Source organism: Flavobacterium sp. 1355, from assembly GCF_017833415.1.
Lineage (GTDB): Bacteria > Bacteroidota > Bacteroidia > Flavobacteriales > Flavobacteriaceae > Flavobacterium.
The window spans coordinates 134,826-159,981 of sequence record NZ_JAFICC010000008.1 but is presented as its reverse complement, the minus strand read 5'-3'; the positions used below and the strand labels follow the sequence as shown (position 1 = coordinate 159,981).

The following is a 25,156-nucleotide window of genomic DNA, read 5'->3' as shown; positions in this document are numbered from 1 at the left end:
TTAGTAGCAAAACTAATTGATTAATATTTTAACTAATTTATTAGTTAATCCTGATATTTGAGAGTGAATAAACAGCAAAAAAAAAGCGCAAAGTCGTAAACTTTGCGCTGTAATATATTGAATATCTACTATAAAGATTCTTATTAATCTTTTATACTGTAAAAGATTTGTTGGAAATCATGTTTGTATTTATCTTTTTTATCCTCTGGTGCCTGACACAAAACAGTATAAAAAGTGGTATCGGTTTCTGCAATGCCAAAGAAAAAATATATTTTTTTATTACTTTCTGCCTGCAAAAAAGAAACTTCTGTCTCCATAAAACTTATGGAAGCTTTCTTTTGAGATTTTGTACTTCCAATTTGTACTTGTGGTTTATCATCTGCATATTTTTTTAATTCTGATTTAAAAAAATCATTAAGAGTCATTTCCTTTCCGGTTTCTAACTGTAAATATTGTTTATTTTGATAGGTAACAAATCCATAAATCTCATTTTCCTCATTTTGATACACTATTGAGGACTGGCTTGTATCTCCTGCATTTGTTTTTAAATAACCCGGAAAGCTTATATAAAAAACATGCCCGGCTTTGTATTCCTTAAATTTTGATTCTTCAACGTTTACGTTTAAGCCATCTGCTACTACGTCAATATCTACCGCTTCTGATACTAAAGTTTTACCATTCTCATCCATCACAAGTTGCGGAAGCCTTTGCTTACCTAACCTCGTTGCTTTGAAGGTATAGGTAACTGTGTGTTCATCCGTTTTTTGTCCGCCTTTATAAGTAGTAGAATGCTTAACGCCCGGACCACTGGTTACGTCAAAAGTATATAATTCCAGATGTTTAATCTCTAAATCATCAGAATAATATTCGTACGTAACTTTTATTTTGTCATTAATTTTAAATACTGACTGATCTATTCTTGTTTTTATTTCCTGCGCAAATGATTTAAAATTTGATATAAATAATATACAAAGTATCAGGAATATATTTTTTGCTATTCTCATATGGGTTTTATTAAAATGGCTATTATCTAAATGTTAGTTTAGTTTCTTTAATTTCATTAAGCTGTTCATATTGAACATATACATCCGTTTCACCTGTAAAATCACTGTAGAAAAACCTATAATCTTTTACCTCATCAATGCTGGATAAAGAGGCAAATTTATGTATGGAAACTTCTTTTCCGGCATTATCAAAGAATTTTTCATTCTTCCCAAGTGGGTTTTCGTAATCCTCTATTATTTCAGCCATTCTTTTTCCCGTTCCATAAAAATATTCCATTTTTTTTCGGCCTTCAGTAAATGTAATTTTTTCTGCAACTTTATTGCTCAGCGCATAATAGTAATTCCATATTCCCACCTCATTATTATCGTAGTCATAAAGCCCGGAACTTTTAATTTTTCCATTTTCAAAATACTCCGTTGCTTTTCCGTTTTTTTGACCGCTGTCGTATATTATTTCAGATTCTAAAACTCCGTTTTCATAATATGTTTTAACCAAACCATTTTTTCTTCCTAATGAATGGTTGCTTACATATTCCTTTAAATTTCCATTTTCATAAAATGATTTATAAACCCCAAATAGCCATCCTCCATTATATAAAGCTTCAATTTCTATATTTCCGTTTTCGTAGTAAGAAAGATATTTTCCATTTTTTTGTGTGCGTTCTTCTTCATCTCCATAATCTGTGCTTTCCTCAATATTTCCATTTTCATAATATTTTTTCCACGTACCTATACGATGATCCTGCCAGACAGAACGAACAGCTTTAGATTCTGTAACCTTATAATATTCAATTTTTTTAATTTTACCATTGGGATAAAAATAAGTGTGCGTACTATCTTTTAACTGAGGGTTGTCGGAGATATATTTTCCGGTAAACTTCAAAGTTCCGTCATCATAAAATGATTTCCATAAACCATTTTTAAAACCTTTTTTGTAATATCCCTGTTCGGCAATTTTTCCGTTTAAATAATGGGATTCAAAACTTCCTTCTACTCTGCCCTTTACATATTTAAAATGCTCAATTATCGAATCGCCATAAACTTTCTTGTATTCGTCATCATGCGGAAGTAATTGACGCTCTTCTGCTAATCGGCCAGAGGCAGTATATTTCTTTTGCACCCATTTGACCGAATTATCATTTACATATACATATATTTCTTCTTCTTTTATAATTCCGGTATCATGGAATCTTTTTTGCAAAACTCCATGATGGTTTTCATACACGTTACTTTCAATGACAACACCTTCACTATTAAAAGTTTGGCCAAAACCATTTCCTTTTCTGTCAATATCGCAAACTTCCAAAGCTTGTCCGTTTTTATAATAGGATCTAAGAGATATTCTTCGTCCTTTGTCATCCAGTTTTTCTGTAGACAAAAGAACACCAGTAGCATAATAGCGCTCGTGTTTTCCTACCCTTCCGTTTTTTTTAAACTCTCCTTTTGATTCTACAACACCGTTTTCAAAATAGCCGATCATCGTACCCTCGTATAAGTCATTTTTATAATTTCTTAAAATATGAACCTGACCGTTACTGAAGAATTCTTTTTCTACCCCGTTTTTTTTCCCTTCTTTGTAATTCTCTTCTTTGACAAGATTTCCTTTACTGGTATATGTTTCCCACTTGCCAATTTTCAACCCTGCTTCGTTTACATACCCGGTTCGGAGTCCGTTATAATGCGTTTTTTCTTCAACTAGTTTTTTTTGCGCAACTATTACATTTGTAATAAAAAGTAAAACGAGGATAGTTTTTAGGTTCATTGACAGGGCTTTTATTAGTACACTCTTTTTTAAGAGAAAAATTTCAACTTTTCACAGATGCGAATATAGAATTTTAAACTTATATCTTCACTTAAACTGATTTACCAAAATAAAATACTTCATCAAGTTCAATTATTGAAGTTCCGTTAGGCGCTATTTTTGGTGCTTTTGCTAATTTTTCTGCCAGAAGATCAGTTGGCAATGGCTTAAATTTCCTGAATAAACCTATAGAATTGAATGCTTTTAGCACTTTTACCATAATCTTTTCGCCCAGACGATCTGAACCTTCTCTTAAAAGAAGCCCTGGCCTGAAAATAATGTATTGTTCAAAAAGAAGTTCGGCAATTTTGTCTTCTAATTTTCCTTTTAATTGTGAATAGAAAACTTTGCTTTGCGCTGAGGCATTGTAGGAAGATAAAAGAACAAAGGAAGAAACGCTGTTTTGTTTTGCTATTCTGGCAAACGCTGCGGGAATATCAAAATCGATCTTAAACTGATTTTCCTGAGAACCGGCTGCTTTTAGCGTTGTTCCTAAACAGGAAAAAAGAACGTCACCGACTATCAAATCTTTATAACTATCAATTTTAAAAAAGTCAATAACGTGTTCGGTAAGTTTAGGATTTTGTTTTCCTGTTGGTCTTCGTACAAAAATCACAACATTTGTATAATCGTGATTTTCCAGAAGTTTGTCAACCAAAAATTCTCCTGTCGATCCTGTTGCTCCAATAACTAATGCTTTCATAATTATTATTTTGATCTTAATTAGATTAGTAAACCTTTGTTTGTCTTTCAGGTTTTTAATTCATGCAAGAATCTAAATTGCAGAGAAGGTTAAAGATAGAAAAAAACACAAAGTCTTATAATAATTCTTTTGCGCTTTCCTCATAATTTCATTTCTTATAAAAAAGCCTGTAAACTATTGCTTACAGGCTTTTTGAGATTAAAATATTTCTGATTCTTTACTATTTTAAAATTGATTTCTGCAGTTCTTCTAAGGTTTTTCCTTTGGTTTCGGGCATCATAAAAATGACAAACAGCAACTGGAAAACCATCATGACGGCAAAAATCAGAAAGACGGTTCCTGCTCCGATTGTAGAAAACAGAAACGGAATCATAGACGGAATAACTGCCGCAAGAATCCAATGAACTGAAGACCCAAAGGCCTGACCGCTTGCGCGTAAGTGATTTGGGAAAATTTCTGATATAAAAACCCATATTACAGCTCCTTGCCCAATGGCATGCGAAGCAATAAATAAGAATAAAAAAATCGGTACCTGCATTCCCTCCCATTTTAGAAAGAAGGCCACAGATACTAATCCCAAAGAAATAATGTAACCAACAGAGCCAATAAGCATTAGCACTCTTCTGCCGAGTTTATCTATAAGAAAAACTCCAAAAAGCGTAAATAACAAATTGATAAGGCCAATGCCTACGCTGCTCATTAAGGCAGCACTTTCTCCTAAACCTGCTTCTGCAAAAATCCTTGGAGCATAATATAAAAAGGCATTGATTCCTGAAAACTGGTTAAATAATGCAATAAGAAATGCCAATAGTAATGGAAACCTGTATTTCTTTAAAAATATGGTTTCTTGTTTTTGTTTTTCATTTTCGTTTTCACCAATATGAAGCTCGTGCATCAAATCCTGAATATTTACAGCCGGGTCAATTTTTAAGAGAATCATTTTTGCTTCGTCAATTCGTGATTTAGAGAGTAACCATCTTGGACTTTCGGGAATGGTAAAAACAATAACGGTATAAAAAAAGGCAGGAAAAGCCATTATTCCGATCATCCATCGCCAGGCATTTTCGCCGGCATCCCTTAATAAATAGTTTGATAAGAAAGCCATTAAAATTCCTAAGACAATATTAAACTGATACAAGGAAACCAGTCTGCCGCGATCGTTTGCCGGAGCAATCTCTGATACATAAGCAGGAGCAGCAATTGTAGACGCCCCAATACCTAACCCGCCCAGAAAACGAAAAAATGCAAATGTATAGGGATCATTTGCAAATGCTGATCCTAAGGCTGATACCAGAAATAAAACTCCTATCCAGATCAATGTTTTCTTTCTTCCCAGTTTATTGGTCGGAATTCCTCCAAAAATGGCTCCTGCAACTGTTCCCCAAAGCGCCATAGCCATAACTACTGCACCGTGAAAAAAATCTGATGTATGCCAGAGTTCCTGAAGTTTGGTATCTGCACCTGAAATAACCACAGTATCAAAACCAAATAAAAAGCCGGCCAATGCTGCGGTAATCGACCACAATAGTATTTTATTCATAATATCTCTATCTTTAAATTTCTTTTAAAATTTTAATTTTGACAATGTATTATTTGAGGCAAAATGTCTACTAATTATTGAGTAATTTTAAATGTGTATGAACCTGCCTTAAGCTGTATCACTTGATATAAACCTTCATTAATACTACTAATATCTCCTGAATCGCAAGTGAAAATGCTGTTTTTTTCTAAATAGAAACTGGCGTAAGAATTTGGCGGAACAATCACTTTATAGTTTATTTTTTTGTTTTTTCGTTCCCAGTTCGATACAATTTTCCCGTAAGGAGATATATGCTCTGATTCAAAAAAGTCAAGTCCTTTGACGAAATTTGGTTTTAATATAATATGCTTAAAACCAGGCGAGTTTTCGTCAGGAAAAATACCTCCCAATCCTTTATACATCCAGGCACTTATTTCGCCGAACATAATATGGTTTAGCGAAGCATCATTTTTTTCAACATTCAGGGGCCAGTTTTCATACAAAGTGGTCGCTCCGTTTTTTATCCAATATCCCCAAGACGGAAAATCTTCCTGCGAGGCAATTTTATAAGCAGCATCGGCATAACCATTTTCACTTAATGCATTCAGCAAAGCTTTTGTACCTAACAAACCAACATCAAGATGAAAATTGGTTTCCTGAACTTTTTTATACAAATTATCTGCTACTTTTTGTTTAAACTCTTCCGGAACCAATCCCCAATACAATGGGCCGGCAAGCTCTGTTTGTGTACCGCTGCAATACAAATAAGTTGATGTATTGAAAAACTGCTCATTGAATATCTTTTTAATTTTTTCGGCTAGTTTAAAATAGTATTCGGCATCGCTTGTTTTTCCTAATAGTTTTGCAGTTTTTGCTAAAATCAGCACATCTGTATAATAATACATTGTAGAAGTAAGTGGCTTAGAACTCACACTTTTAACCGGAACCCAGTCACCTAATCCCCAATCTGTAATACCTGTTGGATATTTTTGATCAATCAGATCTACATATTTTTTTATATTGGGATACGTTTTATTCAGCAAACTGGCATCGCCATAAAACTCGTATATTTTCCAGGGAATAATAGCAATTGAACTCGTCCAGTCGGGACCCGTGGCAAATTCATATCCAAATGCTCCGGGATTTGGAACAATATTAGAAATTCCGCCATCTGGCTGTTGTTCGTCCTGATGATCAGCGAGCCATTTTTCGTAGATCGTAATACCGTCAAAATTATATAATCCTGTTTCTACATTTGTATGTGCGTCGCCTGTCCATCCGTTCTTTTCGCGTTGCGGACAATCGGTTGGATATCCAAATAAGTTAGCCAGATAGCTGCTGTTTGTTGCTTCCCATATTTTATTAAAAACTTTATTAGAGGTTTTAATTTTTCCTACTGCGGGAACGTCACTGTGAAGTTCCAGAGCTACAAGACAATTGTCCTCCAGCTTAAAAGGCCGGCTGGATGTTATTTCTACAAATTGAAATCCCTTGTAATTAAATTTTGGAGAAAAACTTTCATTCTCATTTCCTTTGACAATAAAAATATCAGTCTGAAAAGGGTCTGTATTGTCCGTAGGCCGATAATGCAAATCGATATTAGAAAGATCAGCCCTGCCGTTTGTATATAAACGTTCTGCGTGTTTTATTCTAAAAATTGTTCCCGGAGATGCATTTTTTATTGAAAAACGCACTGTTCCTGCAATATTTTTCGGGAATGTAAATACAGTCAAAGTACCGTTAATCCTGTTAATCTTACTCGGTTTTAACTGAGCTGTAATTCGAACAGGATGCAATTGTTGTGACACCAGTTTTGATGACGGCGCTTTTACAAGTATTGCTTTTTTCCAATTACTATCATCAAAATCCTCTTTGTTCCAGTTATTAATTTGCTTACGGGCATCGTAATGCTCGCCTGTATATATGCTGTTAAAAATTACCGGACTATCCGCAGTTTTCCATGTTTCATCCGTAACAATCGTTTCGGTTGTGTTATCAGAATAGGTAATTCTAATGTTTACAAGACAACGTGGGCGATTTCTCCAGATTGCTTTATCAAACTTCCATACTGCGGTAGATTGATGGTTGTACCAGCCATTTCCTAATAAAATACCAAAAGCATTTTTTCCTGTTTGTAAATACGATGTAATGTCCAGAGTTGCATACAAATTTCGACTGTCAAATTTTGTAAACATCGGGTCCAGCATTCGGTTTCCTGCTTTTTTTCCATTAACATAAAATTCATACAATCCGCCTGCCGTAATATAGGCACGAGCTATTTTTATAGTTTTTGAAGCTGTAATTTCTTTTCTGAAATAAGGTGCCGGTTTGTAATTCATATCATGAGAGTCTGATATCCAGTTGCCTTTCCAGTCATTAGCTTGTAACATGGCGGTTTCAAAACGCGCTATTTTTGAAATTTCAATTTTGTTTTTGCTGCTCCATACTTTTACCCGCCAGAAATAAGTGGTAAAAGGCTGAAGAGATACTCCATTATAAGAAATTAAAACAGCTTCTGACAGTATCTTTTCGGTCTTCCAAACCGATCCTTTTCCCTTTGTCAAAGCAATCGAATCAGTTGCAACTTCTATTTGATATGCTGTTTGCATTACTTCTTTTCCGCTGCCGCTTAGCTGCCAGGAAAGCCTTGGCTGCAATACATCTATTCCTAATGGGTTAACAAGATTTTCGCACTTGAGATTTACAGGGATTTGCGAATATCCTGCTAAATTCACGAGCACAAAAAGGAAAAACAGATATATTATTTTACTCTTTTTTTGATTCTGCTTTATCATCATTTTTTAGATTTCTTCCAATACAGCAGCCCAGCCGCCATTTTTAACCATTTTGATTTTTACGCTGTCGGTATTGCTCACCTCAGCTGTTTTTTTCCTGTAATCCATAGCCTGATTTCCTGCATTGATACCGTCTTCAAAAGATGTTATTTTGTATTTTTTTGCCTTTAAGAAATCTAGTTTTACATCAAACAATCTTTCTTTTTCTGATCCGTTTACAATTCCGCCAATAAACCATTTATTTCCTTTTCTTTTGGCCACGATTACATATTGCCCTGCTTGGGCTTCCAGTGCTTTGGTTTCATCCCAGGTTGTCGGGACAGAAGTGATAAAATCGGTACACTCTTTTTCTCTGTAATAAAGGGTTGGATTGTCTGCCAGCATTTGTAAACTGCTTTCAAAAACCACAAACAAAGCAAGCTGATAGGCTCTGGTACCGATACTTGCAGAATTAGGTCTTTCTGAACGATAGGCTTCCGGCTGCATGCTAATCATAGCGCCCGGAGTATAATCCATTGGGCCAACAGCGTTTCGCATAAAAGGAAGGTACAAACTATTATCAGGCCTGCAGCCATCCATTTGTTCCATTCCTCTTACTCCTTCGTAAGATAACAGGTTTGGATATTTGTATTCCAGGCCTGCCGGTTTAAAGGCACCATGAAAATCTACAAATATGTGATGTTGGGCTGCTTCTTTTGCCACTTTTTCATAATAGTTGACCATCACCTGATCGCTTCGGTCCATAAAGTCAATTTTGACACCGGCGATTCCCCATTCTTTAAAGGTTTTAAAAAGCGCCATATTTTTATCCACGGTAAGCCATGTAAGCCATAATACAATGCCAACATTTTTTTCTTTGCCGTAACGAATCAGTTCATGAACATCTACATTTGGATTTGGCGAATACGGATCTGTTGTTGAGTTTGCCCAGCCTTCATCCATAATAATGTATTTGATTCCAAATTTGGAAGCAAAATCAATATAATATTTATAAGTATCCAGATTATAGCCTGATAGAAAATTGACATCGGGCCCATAAGGTGTTGCGCCGTTCCACCACTCCCAGCTGGCTTGCCCGGGTTTTATCCACGAAACATCTTTTAGTTCGCTTTTTGGTGCAAGCTTCAGGGTCATTGTGTTCTCTATAAGCTGTTTGTCATTTTTGGTAATCACAAAATAGCGCCATGGAAAACTTCTTGTTCCTGCTGTTTTTGCAATATAATTTGCTTCTTTTAGGATTTTGAGGCTTCGGTCTCCGTCGGGGCCAAAATCCAGTGGCACTTTTGGAAAAACAGCCCCAATTCCGTTTTCTGTTCTTTTTAAAAACAGGCACGGATAATCAGAAAGATCAGATTCGCTAATCAATATTTTGTATTGTTTTTTTGAATCGGCCAAAACCGGAAGTGTCGACATTTTATCAGAAGGTTTCCAGTCTTTGACAGAAGTTTGCGAATAGGGCTCTTCGTAAGAGGTTTTAAAACATCCGGGCTGTTGCAAATGAAGTATGTAATCTTCTGGAAAATTAACCGAAAAATCTTCATTCAGGATTTCGATTTCTCCTTTTTTTGCTGTTATAAAGCGATAAGCAATTCCATCATCAAAAGCACGGAATTCTACTGAATATCCGCCTTTAAAATTTAATACTAAATAATTATAAGTATTAGCAACTGATGCGTATTTTAGCGGAAGCGCAGGTTTTATTATTTCATTTATTTTTCCTGTTTTACTTCCTGCTAATTTTGGATTTGCTCCTAAAGTTTCATTCTGAAGTATTAATGCCAAATGATTTCCTGATGCCAGTATTTCATTATTAATACTGACGGAATAATAGATTTTATCATTTAATGAAATGGAAGCTTTTATTTCTCCGTTTGGTGAAATTACTTCAAACTTTTGCTGAGAATAGCTTTTAAACAATCCAAAAACAAAAAAAAGGCAGGTCAGTAATCTAATCGTTTTCATTTAAAATTGTTTTTATAAGAATAACGTCCCAAAACGGGACGTTATCTAAATTATACAATACAGCTTATTTTGTTATAACTTGTATATCACCGCCATTTTTAAACAAATCGTGCGAAATATAATAGCCGTCAATTTTAGCACCATTTACTTTTATGGTTTCCAAATCTCTTTTCCCATTCGGATTTTTGATTGTTACTTTTTTTCCGGCCGGAGTTGTCCATACAACTTCTTTAAAAATAGGCACCGTTACAATATATTCCGGATCGGCCGGTGATAGTGGATAGAGTCCCAGTGCGCCAAAAACATACCAGGAAGACATTTCGCCTGCGTCATCCATACCGCTCATTGCCAGTTTTTCAGGGCCAATTCCGTACATGGTTTCCAGAATTTCGTCGATTCTTTTTTGCGATTTCTCAGGTTTATTTATAAAATAATACGAAAAAGGTGCTTCATGATCCGGCTGATTTCCGTGGCAATACTGACCGATAAAACCAGAGATATTCCACGCAATGTAATTCGGATTCCACGGTTTTGTAAAAAACTCATCGAGTTTGTCTTCAAAAGGCTTGTCTCCCCCATAAAGTTTTACTAATCCCGGCATATCATGCGGTACAAAAAAAGAAAGCTGCCAGGCATTTGCTTCTCTGTACATGTATTCGTAATAAGGAAATTCGGGATTAAAAGGAGTTACCCATTTACCGTCTGCAAGTCTTCCTCTCATAAAAGCAGATTCCTTGTCAAAAACGTTTGCATAATTTTTTGATCGTTTTACCAAATCGTTATAATGTTCCGTATCATTCAATTCTTTGGCCAGTAAGGCAAGTGCATGATCGTCATAAGCGTATTCCAAAGTTTTGGTAACGCCTGCATTGGCTTTGGTTTCTACTACCGGATTTTTTATGTCTTGTTCAGGAACATATCCTTTTGCAATATACTCGGCAATATGAGGTCTTGTTCCGCCTTCTTTATAAGCGTTGTTTAGTAATAACCCATAGGCTTTTTTAACATCATAATTTCTAATCCCTCTCATATAAGAGCCTGCAATAAAAGAGGCTGCGTGATCTCCGTGAAAAAATGTTGGGATAAAACCTTTAATTTCTCCTTCGTTGATAATAGAACTGATAACGTCACTGGTAACTTCCGGTGAAAAAATACTTAACAAAACCAGTTTGTTTCTGTAATCATCCCATAAAGAAGGAAGTGTATAATAATGGTAATTTTCTTTGCGCACTTTTCCGGCTTCATCTGTAAATTGTCCGTTTACGTCACTTCTTAATGCTGGCCATAAAAATGATCTGTACAGCATGCTGTAGAACATTACATTTTGCTGTTCGTTTCCGCCTTTTACCTGAATTTTAGAAAGCATGTTTTCCCATTTTGTGCTTCCTTCCTCAAAAACCTTTGTCAGGTTTTTGTCTCCTACCTCAACTTTCAGGTTTTCTTTGGCATTTTCTACGCTTACAAAAGATAATGCGATCTTAACGGTTACGGGTTTTGTGTCTCCGTCTTTGATGTTTACCAAAGTATAACCACCGCTTTTGGCCATGTCTTTGGTATCCAGTTTTTCGATTGGACTGCTCAAAGTCACATAAAAGTATATTTTTTCGCCTCCGGTTCTCTGAAATCCGCTAACTGCATTAGATCCTTCCAGTTTTATTTGCCAGTCGTCTACACGATTGTTCGCTCTGCCCAGATCAAAAAGGACTTTTCTTGCTTTGTTGTTTTTAAAAGTATATTCGTGTACGCCGCAACGCAGGGTTGAAGTTAATTTTACCTGTACTTCATAGTCTTTTAAATATACTTCATAATACGCAGGACTTGCTTTTTCCTGATCGTGGCTAAAGGATGATTTGTATGGGTAGGCTGCTCCGTCTGATACTGGTAAAAGCGGAATATGGCAAAGGTTCCAGTGCCCTTTGTTGGTATGCGTAAATCCTAAGATTTCTTTGTCTTCATATTCATATCCGGCTCCGGATCTGTATTTGGTCATGGGACTTAATTGTACCATTGCGTTGGGTACTGATGAACCTGGAAAAACCAGTCCTGCCCAAACGCGCATGTCTGCCGGTGGCGTGTATCCTATTATTTTGGTGTCGAGCAGCGGTGCTGTTCCGATAAAGGGATTTACCAAGGCTGTGTATTTTCCTTTTGAAAGGTCTCCACCTGATTTTTGTGCTGCCGCATTGAAGCCAAAAATTGACATAGAAAGGGCTGCAAGAACGATATTCTTGTTAATTTTTTTCATTTTATAAAAAACTTAAAATTCGTTAAACAGTTATAGTTCCAGCAATTTTGGATTCTTCTGGTAGGTATCCCACAATAATTCTCCAAACAATGTATTGGTCCATGCAAACCATGATCTGGTGAAATTTTTAGCGTCGTCTTTGTGAAATGATTCGTGCATAAATCCTGTATCGCCGTGTGATGCTTTTAGCATTTTGATACAATTTTTTATTTCATTTGGATCTGATGTTGTATAGGCTCTCATAACCAAAGACATTGGCCAAATCATGTCCATGCCAACGTGCGGGCCTCCGATTCCTTCTGCTACTTTTCCTTTAAAGAAAAATGGATTATCTTCTGACAATACAAATTTTCTGGTGTTTTGATATGTCGGGTCATTTATATCAATGGCATCTAAATAAGGAAGGCTTAATAAACTTGGCACATTAGAATCATCCATCATTAAGTGGCCTCCAAAACCATCTACTTCAAAGGCATAAATATTTCCGTATTTAGGATGATTTACTATCCCGTAATCTTTAATTGCCTGCTCTACTTCGGCTGCCAATGCTCTTAACTCTTTGGCTGTAGCGGTATCTTTTTTAATAGTTTCCAGCATTTCTGCAGCCTGTTTCATACTGGAAACAATAAAGAAGTTTGATGGTATTAAAAAAGAAAAAACGGTTGCATCGTCACTTGGTCTAAATGCTGAGCATACTAAACCAACTGGTTTAACCGGATATCCGTAACCTTTTAGAGGTCTTGTATCTGTCGCAAATTGCGTTGTTCTCTGAAATGTATATGGGTTTTTGCCATTTTTTTGCTGTTGATCTTTAAATACCTGAAGTGTTGTTTGGATTGCTTTTACCCAATTTTCATCAAATGGGGAAACGTCTTTGGTGTTTTTCCAGTAATTATAGGCTAATCTTATTGGGTAACAAAGGGAGTCTATTTCGTATTTTCTTTCATGAACTCCGGGTTTCATATCGGTATGATCGGTTGTCCATTCTCCTTTTTTGTTGGGATCATTATAGAAAGCATTTGCATATGGATCTTTGAGGATATATTCTGTCTGCCTGTTGATGACTCCCGCAATCAGGTTTTTTAGTTTTAAATCTTTACCGGCAAAAGCCATATACGGCCAAACCTGTGCAGAACTATCACGAAGCCACATGGCATCGATATCTCCGGTGATTACGTAAGTATCCGGTCTGCCATTTTTTTGAGAATAGGTTACTGTTGTGTCCAGTGTATTTGGAAAACAGTTGTTGAATAACCATCCGAGTTCTTTGTCTTTTACGTTCTTTTGAAATTCTGCGATTGTTTTTTCTATAAATTCGCTTTCAAAATTCCTTTTGTCTTTTGGTACTCTTACGATTGGAAAATCTTTTACCATCTTAGTTCCGGCTATTATATCCATCGGATTGATCAGCGCTAATGTGCCAAATAAAGCTGTATTCTGTATAAATTTTCTTCTTTCCATTATTGTATATTTTTATAAGTAAGGTAAACCTTTTTTTTTATTCGTTTGTTAATGAGTATGGTACATCTTCTTTATGAATACCTCTTTTGAGATTGGGTGATGATGACATATCAAATTCCAGTGTTGCGCCGTTCATTAATTCAGAGTGGCTGATCCAGTTTTTGGTATGGTTTTCTCCATTAAATTTTAATTCTTTGATGTACCTGTTCTGATCGCTGTTTTCGTCGGCTTTGATTTCTATCGTTTTTCCATTTTCTAGCTGAATGGTTGCTTTCTTAAACAATGGCGCTCCGATAACATATTGATCTGAGGCTGGTGTAACCGGGTAAAAACCTAAGGAAGAAAAAACGTACCAGGCCGATGTCTGTCCGTTATCTTCATCGCCACAATAGCCGTCGGGGGTTGCGTGATACATTCTGTTCATAGTTTCGCGTACCCAATATTGTGCTTTCCAGGGTTCTCCTGCATAATTGTAAAGATAAATCATGTGCTGAATTGGCTGGTTTCCGTGTGCATATTGTCCCATATTGGCAATTTGCATTTCTCTCATTTCGTGTATGACCCCACCAGTAAAATTGGAGGTAGCAAAAATTGGAGGTGATGAAAAGACTTTGTCTAATTGCGAAACAAAGGTTTTGTTTCCTCCCATTAAATCAATTAGGCCTTGAACGTCGTGAAATACTGACCACGAATAATGCCAGCTGTTTCCTTCGGTAAATCCGTTAAACCATTGAAAAGGATCAAAAGGTTCCATAAATTTTCCGTCCACATTCTTAGGGTGCATTAAATTATATTTGGGGTCAAAAAGGTTTTTGTAGTTCAAACTTCTCTTTTTATATAAATCAATTTCAGATTGTGGCTTATTCAAGGCTTTTGCTAATTGATAGATGGCAAAATCATCATATGCGTATTCCAGTGTTCGGGCAGCACTTTCGTTTATTACATCGTGAGGAACATACCCGAGCGTATTATAAGAATCAACTCCTGCACGGCCCACAGCTTTGAGTGGTCCGGCATTATTTGCACCATGAATTACGGCTTTGTATAAATTTTCGATGTCGTATTCTTTTACTTTTCCGCTTTTTAAATATGCTTCAGAAACTATTGAGGCCGAATTATTTCCAACCATAATATCACGTAATCCGGGGCTTGACCATTCCGGCAGCCATCCGCTTTCGTTATATGCGTTCGAAAGTCCTTCCTGCATCTGGGTGTTTAATTCCGGGTACATTAAATTGAGAAAAGGATATAAGGCTCTAAAAGTATCCCAGAAACCTGTGTCAACAAACATATACCCTTTTAGTACTTTTCCGTTATACGGACTGTAATGAACTGGCTTTTTATTTTTATCGAATTCATAAAACTTTCTCGGAAAAAGAAGTGATCGGTACAAACAGGAATAAAATGTTCCCATTTGATCGGGAGTTCCGCCTTCTACTTTTATTTTACTAAGTTCTTTGTTCCAGATTTCTCTTCCTTTTTCTTTAAGCTCATCAAAATTGTCATTTCCAATTTCTTTCAGATTTCTTTCTGCTTGTTCATAGCTTATAAAAGACGAAGCAACCTGTGCGTTGACTTTTTCTCCTGTTTTTGTTTTAAAACCGATGACTGCGCCTGCATGATCTGCCTGCATTTCCAGGGCATTTCCTAAAATATCACCATTGAAAGTAGCATGTACCTGAAAATCTTTATCAAAAACAATTACAAAATAGTTTTTGAAATTTTGAGGAACTCCACCGCTGTTTTTGGTGGTATAACCGATAATTTTCCTTTCTGACGGAATTATTTTTACATAAGATCCTTTATCAAAAGCATCGACAACTATGTAGGCATTCTCTGTTTCAGGAAAAGTAAATCTAAATCTGGCTGCTCTTTCTGTTGGCGTAATTTCGGTTGTAACATCATAGTCAGCCAAATAAACGCTGTAGTAATAAGGTGTCACCTTTTCTGCCTTGTGAGAAAACCAGCTTTGTCTTTCTTCTTCCTTAAACTTTAGCGCACCGGTCACGGGCATGATTGAAAATTGTCCGTAATCATTCATCCACGGAGATGGCTGGTGCGTTTGTTTGAAGCCTTTAATCCTGGTTGATTTATAGGTGTACACCCAGCCATCACCCATACCGGCTGTTTGTGGAGTCCAGAAATTCATTCCCCATGGCATTGCTATAGCCGGATATGTATTTCCGTTTGAGATTCCATAATCAGAATCTGTTCCCACCAGAGGATTTACCCAGTCAACAGGTTCCTGAGGGGTTATTACTTGTGTGTTTTGCGAATTGACAGCAGCAGAAGCAAAAAATGCCAATAACCAAAAAATAATATTGTTTTTTGTTTTTATCAAAACCTAATTATTAATAGCGTTAATTACTTCTTTATTTGCTTTACTGACTTCAGAAAAATTCATTTTATCTACTTTACGGTCGTAAGTCATAAAACCATTTACTTCTCCTTCGACATCTGTAGTCTGGGTATATACTGCTGCAGAGAAACCTGTTTTGGAGAGTTTTTTTAACTGTTCTGCATATTCAATATATTTTGCAGTTGTTTCGTCATTATTCTTGAATTGTGTGTATCCCCAGTTTTTATCTGTCTGCCATAAATGTCCGGTTACTGGCATACCAATTCCGCCATATTCTCCCAAAACGGTAATTCTTCGCGCATCATACAATTTCATGTTAGGTTCAGGATAATGGTGGATGTCTAGCATATCTCCCGTTTGGAAATGATTCCCTCCGCTTGATGAATTAACCAATCGGCTTGGATCGTGATTTTTTGTCCATTCGGTGATTTCAACTGTTTTAAATTGTCCCCAGGCTTCATTAAACGGAACCCAGACTACAATACTTGGATAGGAGTACAAATAATCCATGATTTCTCTCCATTCTTTTTTGTACGTTTCTTCAGATTGTGCGGTTCTTTTTAATTCTGTTCCTTCAAAGTATTTGTGCATTTGCCAAATTGGTCCGTCGTCTCCGTTTGGCATATCCTGCCAAACCAGAATTCCCATTTTATCGCAATGTGTATACCATCTGGCCGGTTCTACTTTTACGTGTTTCCTGATCATGTTAAAACCTAATTCTTTTGTTTTTACAAGATCATATTGCAAAGCTTCGTCTGTTGGTGCGGTATATAATCCGTCTGGCCACCATCCCTGGTCAAGTGGTCCGAACTGAAAACAATCTTTATTATTCAGCTGAATTCTCACTATACCGTCGTTATCTCTTTTTGAAGATATTTTTCGCATGGCGAAGTAACTTTTTACTTCGTCTGTTATTTTGCCTCCACTAATAAGCTTTACTTTTATATCATATAAAAAAGGAGAATCCGGCGACCATAATTTTGGACTGCTAAGTATGATATCCAGTGGCTGGCCTGCTACTGCTTTTTCTGTTGCAATTGCTTTTTTGTTGTCAAATACCGTGACCTCAACAATATCTCCCGGAAGGCTTCCTTCTACTTCTGCAGCAATATTAATTGCATTGCGATCAATATCCGGTGTTGTTCTCAGATTAACAATATGTTTTTTGCTTACCGGTTCCAGCCATACTGTCTGCCAGATTCCCGATACTGGTGTATACCAGATGCTTTCGGGATTTTTTACCTGTTTTCCTCTTGGCTGCGTTCCGTCATTTGTCGGGTCCCAAACTTTTACAACCAGTTTTTGGGATTTACCGTTTAAGAAAGGTGTTATATTAAAGCTAAAAGGTGCGTATCCGCCGGTATGTGTTCCAATTTTTATATTATTGATCCAAACTTCAGTTTTCCAGTCTACGGCACCAAAATGCAATAAAACATCTTTGTTTTTCCAGTTACTGTCAATTGTAAAATTAGTTTCGTACCACAGTTCGTTTTCTGATCCTACTTTTTTCATTACTCCCGAAAGACTTGATTCAACAGCAAAAGGAACGAGTATTTTTCCGTCATAGCCTTTTGGCGCTGTTTGGCCTGCGGGTTGTATGGCGTAGTTCCATAAACCATTTAGATTTTTCCATTGCTCCCTTTCCATGATAGGCCGTGGATATTCGGGCAGTACATGACTGGGATCAACCTGTTCAGCCCATTTTGTTTTTATTTTATCTCCCTGAGGCTTCCACTGGGCAATGGATGTGAGGCATGCAAAAAGAAAAAGTATTGTGATTTTATTCTTCATTTTAATGTTTTTGAAATTCCGGAATTGTTCTTTTGCATGGCTTCGTAATTTATTCCTATGCTAAATAGTATCAAATAAATAGTATAATACCTGAAGGATTTTATTCTCCTCCAGGCATTACAAAAATTACTAAACAAACTACTTATTAATTAATCAAAAAATCCGTCTTTATCCAGCTTTGCAGCTGCTTCTATTAACATAACTCCGCTCAATTGCGTAGTAAGATCTACACTTGCACCAGCTGCAGGAGCAACTTTCCAGTTATTTCCTGAAAGCATTGTTGGTCTCAATATTCCTTTTCTGTAGAATGACTGTGCATTAAATTCCAGAAAATCTGTAAACTTCTCTTTATCTGTGGCATTGATTGTTGGATGTTGGGCTAGTTCTGTAAAATAACGTACCAGAATACCTTTAAACAATCCTCCGTCGCCTTGTCCTTCATCTCTAAGAAGACCTTCAGAAACTAATTTTGGACTTGTTAGAACTGTTCTTCCTGATTTTACTGCATCATCAAGATAACCTTGCTCATTGGTCGCTTTGTATAATCTTAAACCGGCACCAATCCAGGTTCCCATATTATAAGTAAAAACCCAGTCTTTGTTGGTAACCACTGTCCCGTTTACTTCTGAAATATTATCCCAAACTGCTCCCGAAACAGGGTCTACAAGATTTGCTTTTTGCCATGCATAAATTTTCTTAGCCCAAACCAAATCGTCCGGATCATTATCAATTTCATAAAGTCTTAGGGCAAGAATGGCAGCAGGCGCGTTTGATACTGCATTTTTTTGTTTTGGTGTATCCTGTTTCCAGGTAATTCCACCTCCAAAAACATTATCACTCCAGCTCAGTTTGATTCGTTCCCATAAATAGTCAGCAACATCTTTGTATTCCTGATCGTTTGTGGCACTGTAAGCACGAAGGGATGAATTGGCTAACCAAAGCATATCATCATTAAAAACGTTATTGTAGGTATTTCCGTTTTTAACTTTGATTCCCTGTAACAATGCTTTCATTTTGGTTTTGTAATTATCATCTCCGGTCCTTAAATAACCATCTACCAAAACGTCAAGAACATGTGCATTTGGCCAGTAGTTAAATGTACCGTTTCCGGCATTGTTCTGTACAAATGTACCGTTTGAACCTAAATAATTATTATAAGTTGAAAGCTGTAGAGAGTCTGCCGTTTGTGCCCATGTATATTTTAATTCAGGACCAGCCTCAGCATTTGGATCACGCAACGGAATCGGATCATCATCACATGAAACCGTCAATAACCCTAATCCTATTACAGAAAGTAACATGATTGTATAACGTGTTGAAAATAATTTTTTCATAATATATTTCATTTTAATAATGACGTCTCTCAAAAAACATCTTCGAGAGACGTCATGGGTTATTTATAGGATTGTAAAACTGTGTGTGTATGCTGTTGCAGCTGCACTAAAGTTGATTTCAGAATTTACATTTTTGCCGTCAATTTCAGATTTAAACTTGAAAGTGTAATCCCAATCACTGCCGTCTGCAGGAACCATATACCAAAATGATGCTGGAGTAGCATCAGTTGGTCTGCTGCCATTATCTTTGTTAACACTTCCAAACCACTCAAAAGATGTAGTTGTACCGTTCACCACCGTAAATCTAAATTTATAACGCTCATCAACCCAAGAGCCCTGAAATGAAATAGGCTTATTAGTTGCTTTCCAGATACCTCCGCCTGTGTATGTGTATTCAAAAGGAAATTGTTGATATACAGGATACCAAAACTCAACTTTTGTAATTTCTGTCATGGTTGTTGATCCGGCACTAAAGTCAATTACAATTCTGTATACTTTAGCATCTCCTGTGTAAGTTGTTTCACCATCTTGTTTTAATTTACCGCCATTAATATAAAAAACTTCAGGAGTACCATTTTTTGTTGTAATGAATTTGTACGTACCTGCACTCAACTTAGTGTAAATTTCAAATTTTGTTGTACCGATTTTTTTGAAAGCCTGAGCATCTGCAACAGTTGTTCCTTTTTCTGAACCTGTTCCTGTAATAAACAATTGGTCCGGAGTTGGGAAACCACTTGCTGTTAAAATTTCGATAGTATTAGAAACTGCTGATTTTTGAACGTTAATACCTTTAGATGAATGAACAGTCCATTTTAATTTTCCAACAGTTTCAGCTGGTATGCCAGCTAATGTTGCAATTTTGTTCAGCTCTGAAAAAGGAAGTGTTAACGTTTTTTGAAATCCGGCACCATCAGAAGGCATTACATACACCGGCTTAGAGAAATCTCCGTTTTCTTTATCAAACACAACGTCATAAAGTACTACTCCGTTGTCTTCTGCTTTAGCTGCTTCCCATTCAAAAACGGCAGAACTCTGTGCGTTAAGATCAAAAAACTTATTATTGGCAGGAGAATAAAGAGCATTTACTGCACTTACATTGGTATGACTCATTTCGTCATTATCACAGCTTACAAGAAATACTGCGCATAGTATTAATACTAATTTTGAATATATATTTTTCATGTTTTTATTTATTAGGTTAGTTAGTTTTACCAGTTAGGATTTTGAGATAAGTTTGTGTTAATCAAACGCTCATCTCTTGGTATTGGCCATAAATAATGCTTTTCAGGGTCAAAAGTTCTAAGATTTACTCTTAAGTAACCATTGTCTATAGATGAGATACCAAATTTGGCTCCGTGTGCATATCCGTTTAAAACGTCTTCAGCAATTTTCCATCTTCTAATATCAAAGATTCTTAAACCTTCCATAGCAAATTCTACACGACGCTCATTTCTGATAACTTCTTTTATTCCCGGCTGTCCTAAGGCGCTGTTATAAGATAAAGCCGCTGCATCTGTAAAACCTGCACGAGATCTTATTAATCTTATAGTCTGATCCCACACTGTACTGTTCATTTGACTAAGCTCATTTTTAGCTTCTGCATACATAAGTAATATATCTGCGTATCTGAACAACATCAAATTTAGTCCTGAATTTAAATCAGCTTCGTGCTGTACATCGTAATATTTACGTGTAAAATATCCCGTTGGTGTAGAAGAAGACCCCTGAACAAATTCATCAGGCCCTGCTTTATTTGGATCATTATCGGGATAAGAACCCGGTTTTATGTAAATAGTCTGTGAGGTACCATTAGCTTCTTTCCAGTTGTAACCATCATAAACAACAGTGTAGGTAAGTCTTGGGTCTCTGTTTACATAAGGATCGTTTTCGTTGTAATTTGATCCTGCTTCGTTTATTTTTTTTCCGTTAAGCATTAAATAACTGTCAACTAATTCCTGTGTTGGAGCAAGTGCATTTAGTCTTGCGCCGGCAGAGATTGGCGCCATATCTATAAATTCACCCCATCTTCTCTGTATAGGCACATATTGTATACTCAAGATATCTTCGCTGCTGAATTCGTTTGCCTGTTGAAAAAGACCTTCATAAGATGGGAACAAACTATATTGCCCATAGGTCATAGCCATAAACTTTTCTGTCACTTCTATAACTTCTGCCCATCTGCTTTCATATAAAAGAACTCTTGCTTTTAAGGCCATAGCAGCTCCCATTGTGATTTTACCTTTTTCTTTATCTTTAAGCTGCGTGTTTTTTGGCAATTGTGGAGCTATAGCATCCAGTTCATTTAGTATAAACTGAATAACTTCTGCGTGTGAGGTTCTCTCCATTGTAGTTGCTTCTGTCAAAGAAGGATCTTTCTCTAAAAGAGGAATAGCTCCAAACCAGGTTGTTAACTGAAAATGCTGAAATGCTCTTAGAAAACGCGCTTCTGCTTTCATTCTTGCAATGACGGCAGGATCTGCATTAGGCACTTTGTCAATGTTTTCTAATAATACATTACAGGATTTAATACCACCATATCTTTCGTTCCATTCACTTTTTAATCTTCCTAAAGAAGGATCATAAAGTCCGGCGCCGATAGAGGCTGCTCCTGCATTATCACCTCTTCCGTTATAAGCATTGTCAGAAAGTCCTTCATTATAAAAGAAATATTGACTGCTTTGCATTTGCGAATAAGCTGTGTTGAGCATCAATTGTGCTTTATCTACACTTGTCCAGTAATTAGAATCTGTAAATCGGTCTTCTGGCGCCTGATCCAAATCTTCACAGCTTGCCAATAGTAAAAATACCAGTGGCACTAAATTTATGTATTTAAATATATTTTTCATTTTGATTTTTTTTAAAAGCTGATATCAATACCCATCCCGTAATACACCTGCGTTGGAAAAGCTCTTCCACTGTTTGCTCCTGAATTTGACATACTGTTGTTGAACTCAGAGAGCTCCGGATCAACAAATTTAACTTTAGATAATGTCAATAGATTTTGTCCTGAAACATATACACGGAATCTGCTCATACCTAAACTTTCAGCAACATCATTTGATAATGAATATCCTAATTGTACATTTTTAAGTCTTGCGTATGCACCATCATACAAATACATATCAGAACCATTTCTAAAGTTGTTTGTATTTGATTGTGTACCATTGTTTGCCAGTCTTGGATATCTTGCATCCGGATTTTGTGGAGACCAGTAATCTAACTGATGTGTATACATTGTCATACCATAGTTGTAGTGAAACGGCTCTACAAGCTCTCCCCTGATCATCATTGTTCTTTTTCCAACTCCTTGTATAAACAAGCTTAAGTCAAAATTCTTATAATCAATATTATATGTTACACCGAAAGTATATCGTGGAAAAGGGTTACCAAAAATAAATTTATCCTTATCGTCAATTTTTCCATCTTTATTTGCATCTACATAACGGTTGTCTCCCGGCACTACTGTAATTCCTGCAGGAACAGCTGCTCCCTGAATTTCTTCTATATTCTGGAAAATACCATCTCTTCTTAAACCAACATACGAGTTAAAAGGAAGTCCTTCACGAAGAATAACCTGAAGCTCTTCGACACCTGTTAATTTTTCCTGTCCGTTATTATAGTCAAGTACCTTGTTTTTAGAATCCCCAATATTTAGCGTTAAACTTTGGTTTACAGCTTTTCCTTTATGTCTGTAAGTTGCGCTAACTTCCCATCCTCTGTTTCCTACTTTTGCAGAATTAAAATCGGGAAGTTCTGTACCAAAAACTCCCGGTACTTGTGGCGGAACAAGGATGTCTGATGTCACTTTATCAAAGAAATCAAATGATACTGATAAAGCACCTTTAAAGAAATCTGCATCAACCCCTGCATTAAAAGTTGCTGCTTTTTCCCATTGAAGATCAGCGTTAGAAAATTTAAAAAAAGTACCACTAGCCGCCTCATTTCCAAATCCGTAAACATTAGGATTAACAGTATACGTTGTTTGGTATTGGTAATTCCTAACATTTTGATTCCCTACAAGTCCGTAAGAAGATCTTAGTTTAATATTACCCACATTATTACTATAGCTTTCCATAAAAGCTTCTTTTGTCAAAGCATACCCTACAGTTGCAGACGGGAAGAATCCCCAACGAATTTCATCTCTGAATTTTGATGAACCATCATATCTGAAACTGAATTCAGCAAAATATTTTTCTTTATAATCATACGACGCACGCCCGAATAGAGAATTAAGGCTACTGGTCGGAGAAGCTGGATTCTTGTCAGGATCAGTTCCGTTAGAGTTATAAGACCCAGGCTCAATAACTGTGTCAGTACCCGGTGTACCTAAATCAGGATCTGTAAGCTTTTTATATAAAGCTACACGTCTTTCAGAATGACTTTCGTTAGAAACACCAATTAACGCACCAACATTATGATCTCCAAATATCTTATTGTATTCTACCATAAATTGTGTGTTCAGGTCCAGGCTTTTGTTGGTTTCGTCTCTGGTATTGCGTTCAGCACCATAAACTCCTTGTGGTGAGAAACGAACTTCCTTAACTCTGCCGAACATGCTTCCGTTCCATAAACGTCCTCCAAAAACTCCTTTTATTTTTAATGCATTTGTCAGTTTAAATTCTGCATTTAAAGCTCCAAAAATATCATCATTATCATATTTTCTAAAACCACCCTGCTCTAAAATCCCTAATGAGTTAAATTGCTGCAATACATCATTTGTCAGGTAGTTACCCTCTTTATCTTTTTGTGTATAATATAGTGGAACCCTGAAAGCATCCACCATTAAAGTACTGGTGTTTGATGAGTGGTCATTGATTATTTGTTTTGAATAGGCTAATGTAGTCGTCAGTTTAAATTTGCCATACTCATTAGTAAGGTTCATTCTAAAGTTGTAACGTTCCATACCTTTCGTAGGTCCGACAAATGTACTTCCCTGATTTAAATAGCCTAAGGAAACTAAGTAAGTTGAATTTTCATTACCCCCTGAAATCGAAAGGTTTTGATTTAACTGAGCCGCAGGTTTTACAATTTCTTTTGCAAACCATTCTGTATCACCTTTTGCTTTTAAATCTGCAATTTGTGCAGCTGTAAAAACGGCAGTTGTCTGACCGGAATTAAATGCAGCCTCATTTCTCAACATTGCATTTTCATACCCATGTACAGGCTGGGTAAAATATTTTGGCGTATTGAATCCCGTAAGGCTGCTGTACTGAACAGACATTGGTTTACCTTTACTTCCTTTTTTTGTAGTAATAAGAACAACTCCATTACTTGCTCTGGATCCGTAAATGGCAGAACTACCCGCATCTTTTAAAACAGATACACTCTCAATATCAGCAGGATTTAGTGCATTAATATCACCTCCTACAATACCGTCTATAACAATCAACGGACTATTATTTCCTAAAGTACTGACACCACGAATATTAAGGTTGATACCCGCTCCCGGCTCAGAGTTTGTCTGCTGAATGATTAAACTGGGTGCTTTTCCTTGTAAGGCAAGTGTTGTATTAACATTTGGTCTTCCTTTAAAAGCCTCATTATTAACCTGATCTACAGCTCCAACCACCTTTCTTTTCTTTTGCGTTCCATAACCAATTACCACAACTTCATCTAAGCTGGAAACATCCAGGTCCATAGATATATTAATGGTACTTCTGTTATTAACTTTTACTTCTACTGGCTTATAACCGATCATGGTAAATCTCAAAGTGGCATTGCCATTCTTTAGGTTTATCGTATAGCGGCCGTCAAAATCTGCATTTACCCCATTTTTTGGTTCGCTTACATCAATCACAGATACGCCTGGCAGCGATAAATTGTCTGAAGCTGAAGTAATAACTCCCGTGACCTGAACTTTTTGACTTTGGGCATCAGCATAAATACATCCGCCCAAAAAGAGAATACCTGTAAGGAAGAAGCGCATAAGAAGTATTCTTTTCCTTCTGCAATTTGATTGTTTCATAAAATTTTTTTTGGTTAGTTACTTATTGAATTAACATTGAAAACTTCAAAGACATGTTTTTTAAGCTCACAAAACAGCAATTGAATTTGGATTTAAGAAGTTAGTTTTTATGCAAAATTTAAAGTCCTGTATTACCTTAAATCATCATAGAAACCAATCAATGAATTAATTCTTAAGCAAACATACTAAAACGTTTTAGTAAAAAAAAATTTTTTTT

Annotated in this window: 14 protein-coding genes; all 14 read right to left on the bottom strand. The window is 36.3% G+C overall.

Annotated elements, in window-relative coordinates:
• Positions 1–143 precede the first annotated feature (143 nt).
• The 14 genes from JOD96_RS11925 to JOD96_RS11860 all read right to left on the bottom strand — a co-directional run bounded on the left by JOD96_RS11925 (position 144) and on the right by JOD96_RS11860 (position 24,939).
• Positions 144–1,004, bottom strand: coding sequence for a BatD family protein (locus JOD96_RS11925; protein ID WP_209564494.1), 861 nt, complete (start codon positions 1,002–1,004; stop codon positions 144–146).
• Positions 1,005–1,026: 22 nt separating this feature from the next.
• The gene (locus tag JOD96_RS11920) at positions 1,027–2,766 is read right to left on the bottom strand and encodes a toxin-antitoxin system YwqK family antitoxin (RefSeq protein WP_209564493.1); all 1,740 of its coding nucleotides are present in this window, start codon (positions 2,764–2,766) and stop codon (positions 1,027–1,029) included.
• A 91-nt stretch (positions 2,767–2,857) separates the two neighbouring features.
• Entirely contained in the window at positions 2,858–3,508 is a 651-nt protein-coding gene (locus tag JOD96_RS11915) for an NAD(P)H-binding protein (RefSeq protein WP_209564492.1), read from the bottom strand.
• A gap of 220 nt (positions 3,509–3,728) precedes the next feature.
• The gene (locus JOD96_RS11910) at positions 3,729–5,048 is read right to left on the bottom strand and encodes a sugar porter family MFS transporter (protein WP_209564491.1); all 1,320 of its coding nucleotides are present in this window, start codon (positions 5,046–5,048) and stop codon (positions 3,729–3,731) included.
• Positions 5,049–5,122: 74 nt separating this feature from the next.
• The gene (locus JOD96_RS11905) at positions 5,123–7,825 is read right to left on the bottom strand and encodes an alpha-L-rhamnosidase (protein ID WP_209564490.1); all 2,703 of its coding nucleotides are present in this window, start codon (positions 7,823–7,825) and stop codon (positions 5,123–5,125) included.
• Positions 7,826–7,828: 3 nt separating this feature from the next.
• Complete coding sequence (locus tag JOD96_RS11900; RefSeq protein ID WP_209564489.1) at positions 7,829–9,784, bottom strand: glycoside hydrolase family 97 protein; 1,956 nt, start codon at positions 9,782–9,784, stop codon at positions 7,829–7,831.
• Positions 9,785–9,848: 64 nt separating this feature from the next.
• On the bottom strand, positions 9,849–12,029 hold the full coding sequence (locus tag JOD96_RS11895) for a GH92 family glycosyl hydrolase (protein WP_209564488.1): 2,181 nt from the start codon (positions 12,027–12,029) through the stop codon (positions 9,849–9,851).
• A 30-nt stretch (positions 12,030–12,059) separates the two neighbouring features.
• Positions 12,060–13,490: a glycoside hydrolase family 125 protein gene (locus JOD96_RS11890; RefSeq protein ID WP_209564487.1), complete on the bottom strand. Its 1,431-nt coding sequence runs from the start codon at positions 13,488–13,490 to the stop codon at positions 12,060–12,062.
• A gap of 37 nt (positions 13,491–13,527) precedes the next feature.
• Positions 13,528–15,828, bottom strand: a complete 2,301-nt coding sequence (locus tag JOD96_RS11885; RefSeq protein WP_209564597.1) for a GH92 family glycosyl hydrolase — start codon at positions 15,826–15,828, stop codon at positions 13,528–13,530.
• A gap of 6 nt (positions 15,829–15,834) precedes the next feature.
• A complete protein-coding gene (locus tag JOD96_RS11880) occupies positions 15,835–17,640 on the bottom strand; it encodes a glycoside hydrolase family 2 protein (RefSeq protein WP_209564486.1) in 1,806 nt (601 codons plus the stop codon).
• A 149-nt stretch (positions 17,641–17,789) separates the two neighbouring features.
• Positions 17,790–18,974, bottom strand: a complete 1,185-nt coding sequence (locus JOD96_RS11875) for a glycoside hydrolase family 76 protein (RefSeq protein ID WP_209564485.1) — start codon at positions 18,972–18,974, stop codon at positions 17,790–17,792.
• Between the two features lie 63 nt (positions 18,975–19,037).
• On the bottom strand, positions 19,038–20,156 hold the full coding sequence (locus JOD96_RS11870; RefSeq protein ID WP_209564484.1) for a SusE domain-containing protein: 1,119 nt from the start codon (positions 20,154–20,156) through the stop codon (positions 19,038–19,040).
• A 26-nt stretch (positions 20,157–20,182) separates the two neighbouring features.
• On the bottom strand, positions 20,183–21,820 hold the full coding sequence (locus JOD96_RS11865) for a RagB/SusD family nutrient uptake outer membrane protein (protein ID WP_209564483.1): 1,638 nt from the start codon (positions 21,818–21,820) through the stop codon (positions 20,183–20,185).
• 11 nt (positions 21,821–21,831) lie between these two features.
• Entirely contained in the window at positions 21,832–24,939 is a 3,108-nt protein-coding gene (locus tag JOD96_RS11860) for a SusC/RagA family TonB-linked outer membrane protein (RefSeq protein WP_209564482.1), read from the bottom strand.
• Between the last annotated feature and the right edge of the window lie 217 nt (positions 24,940–25,156).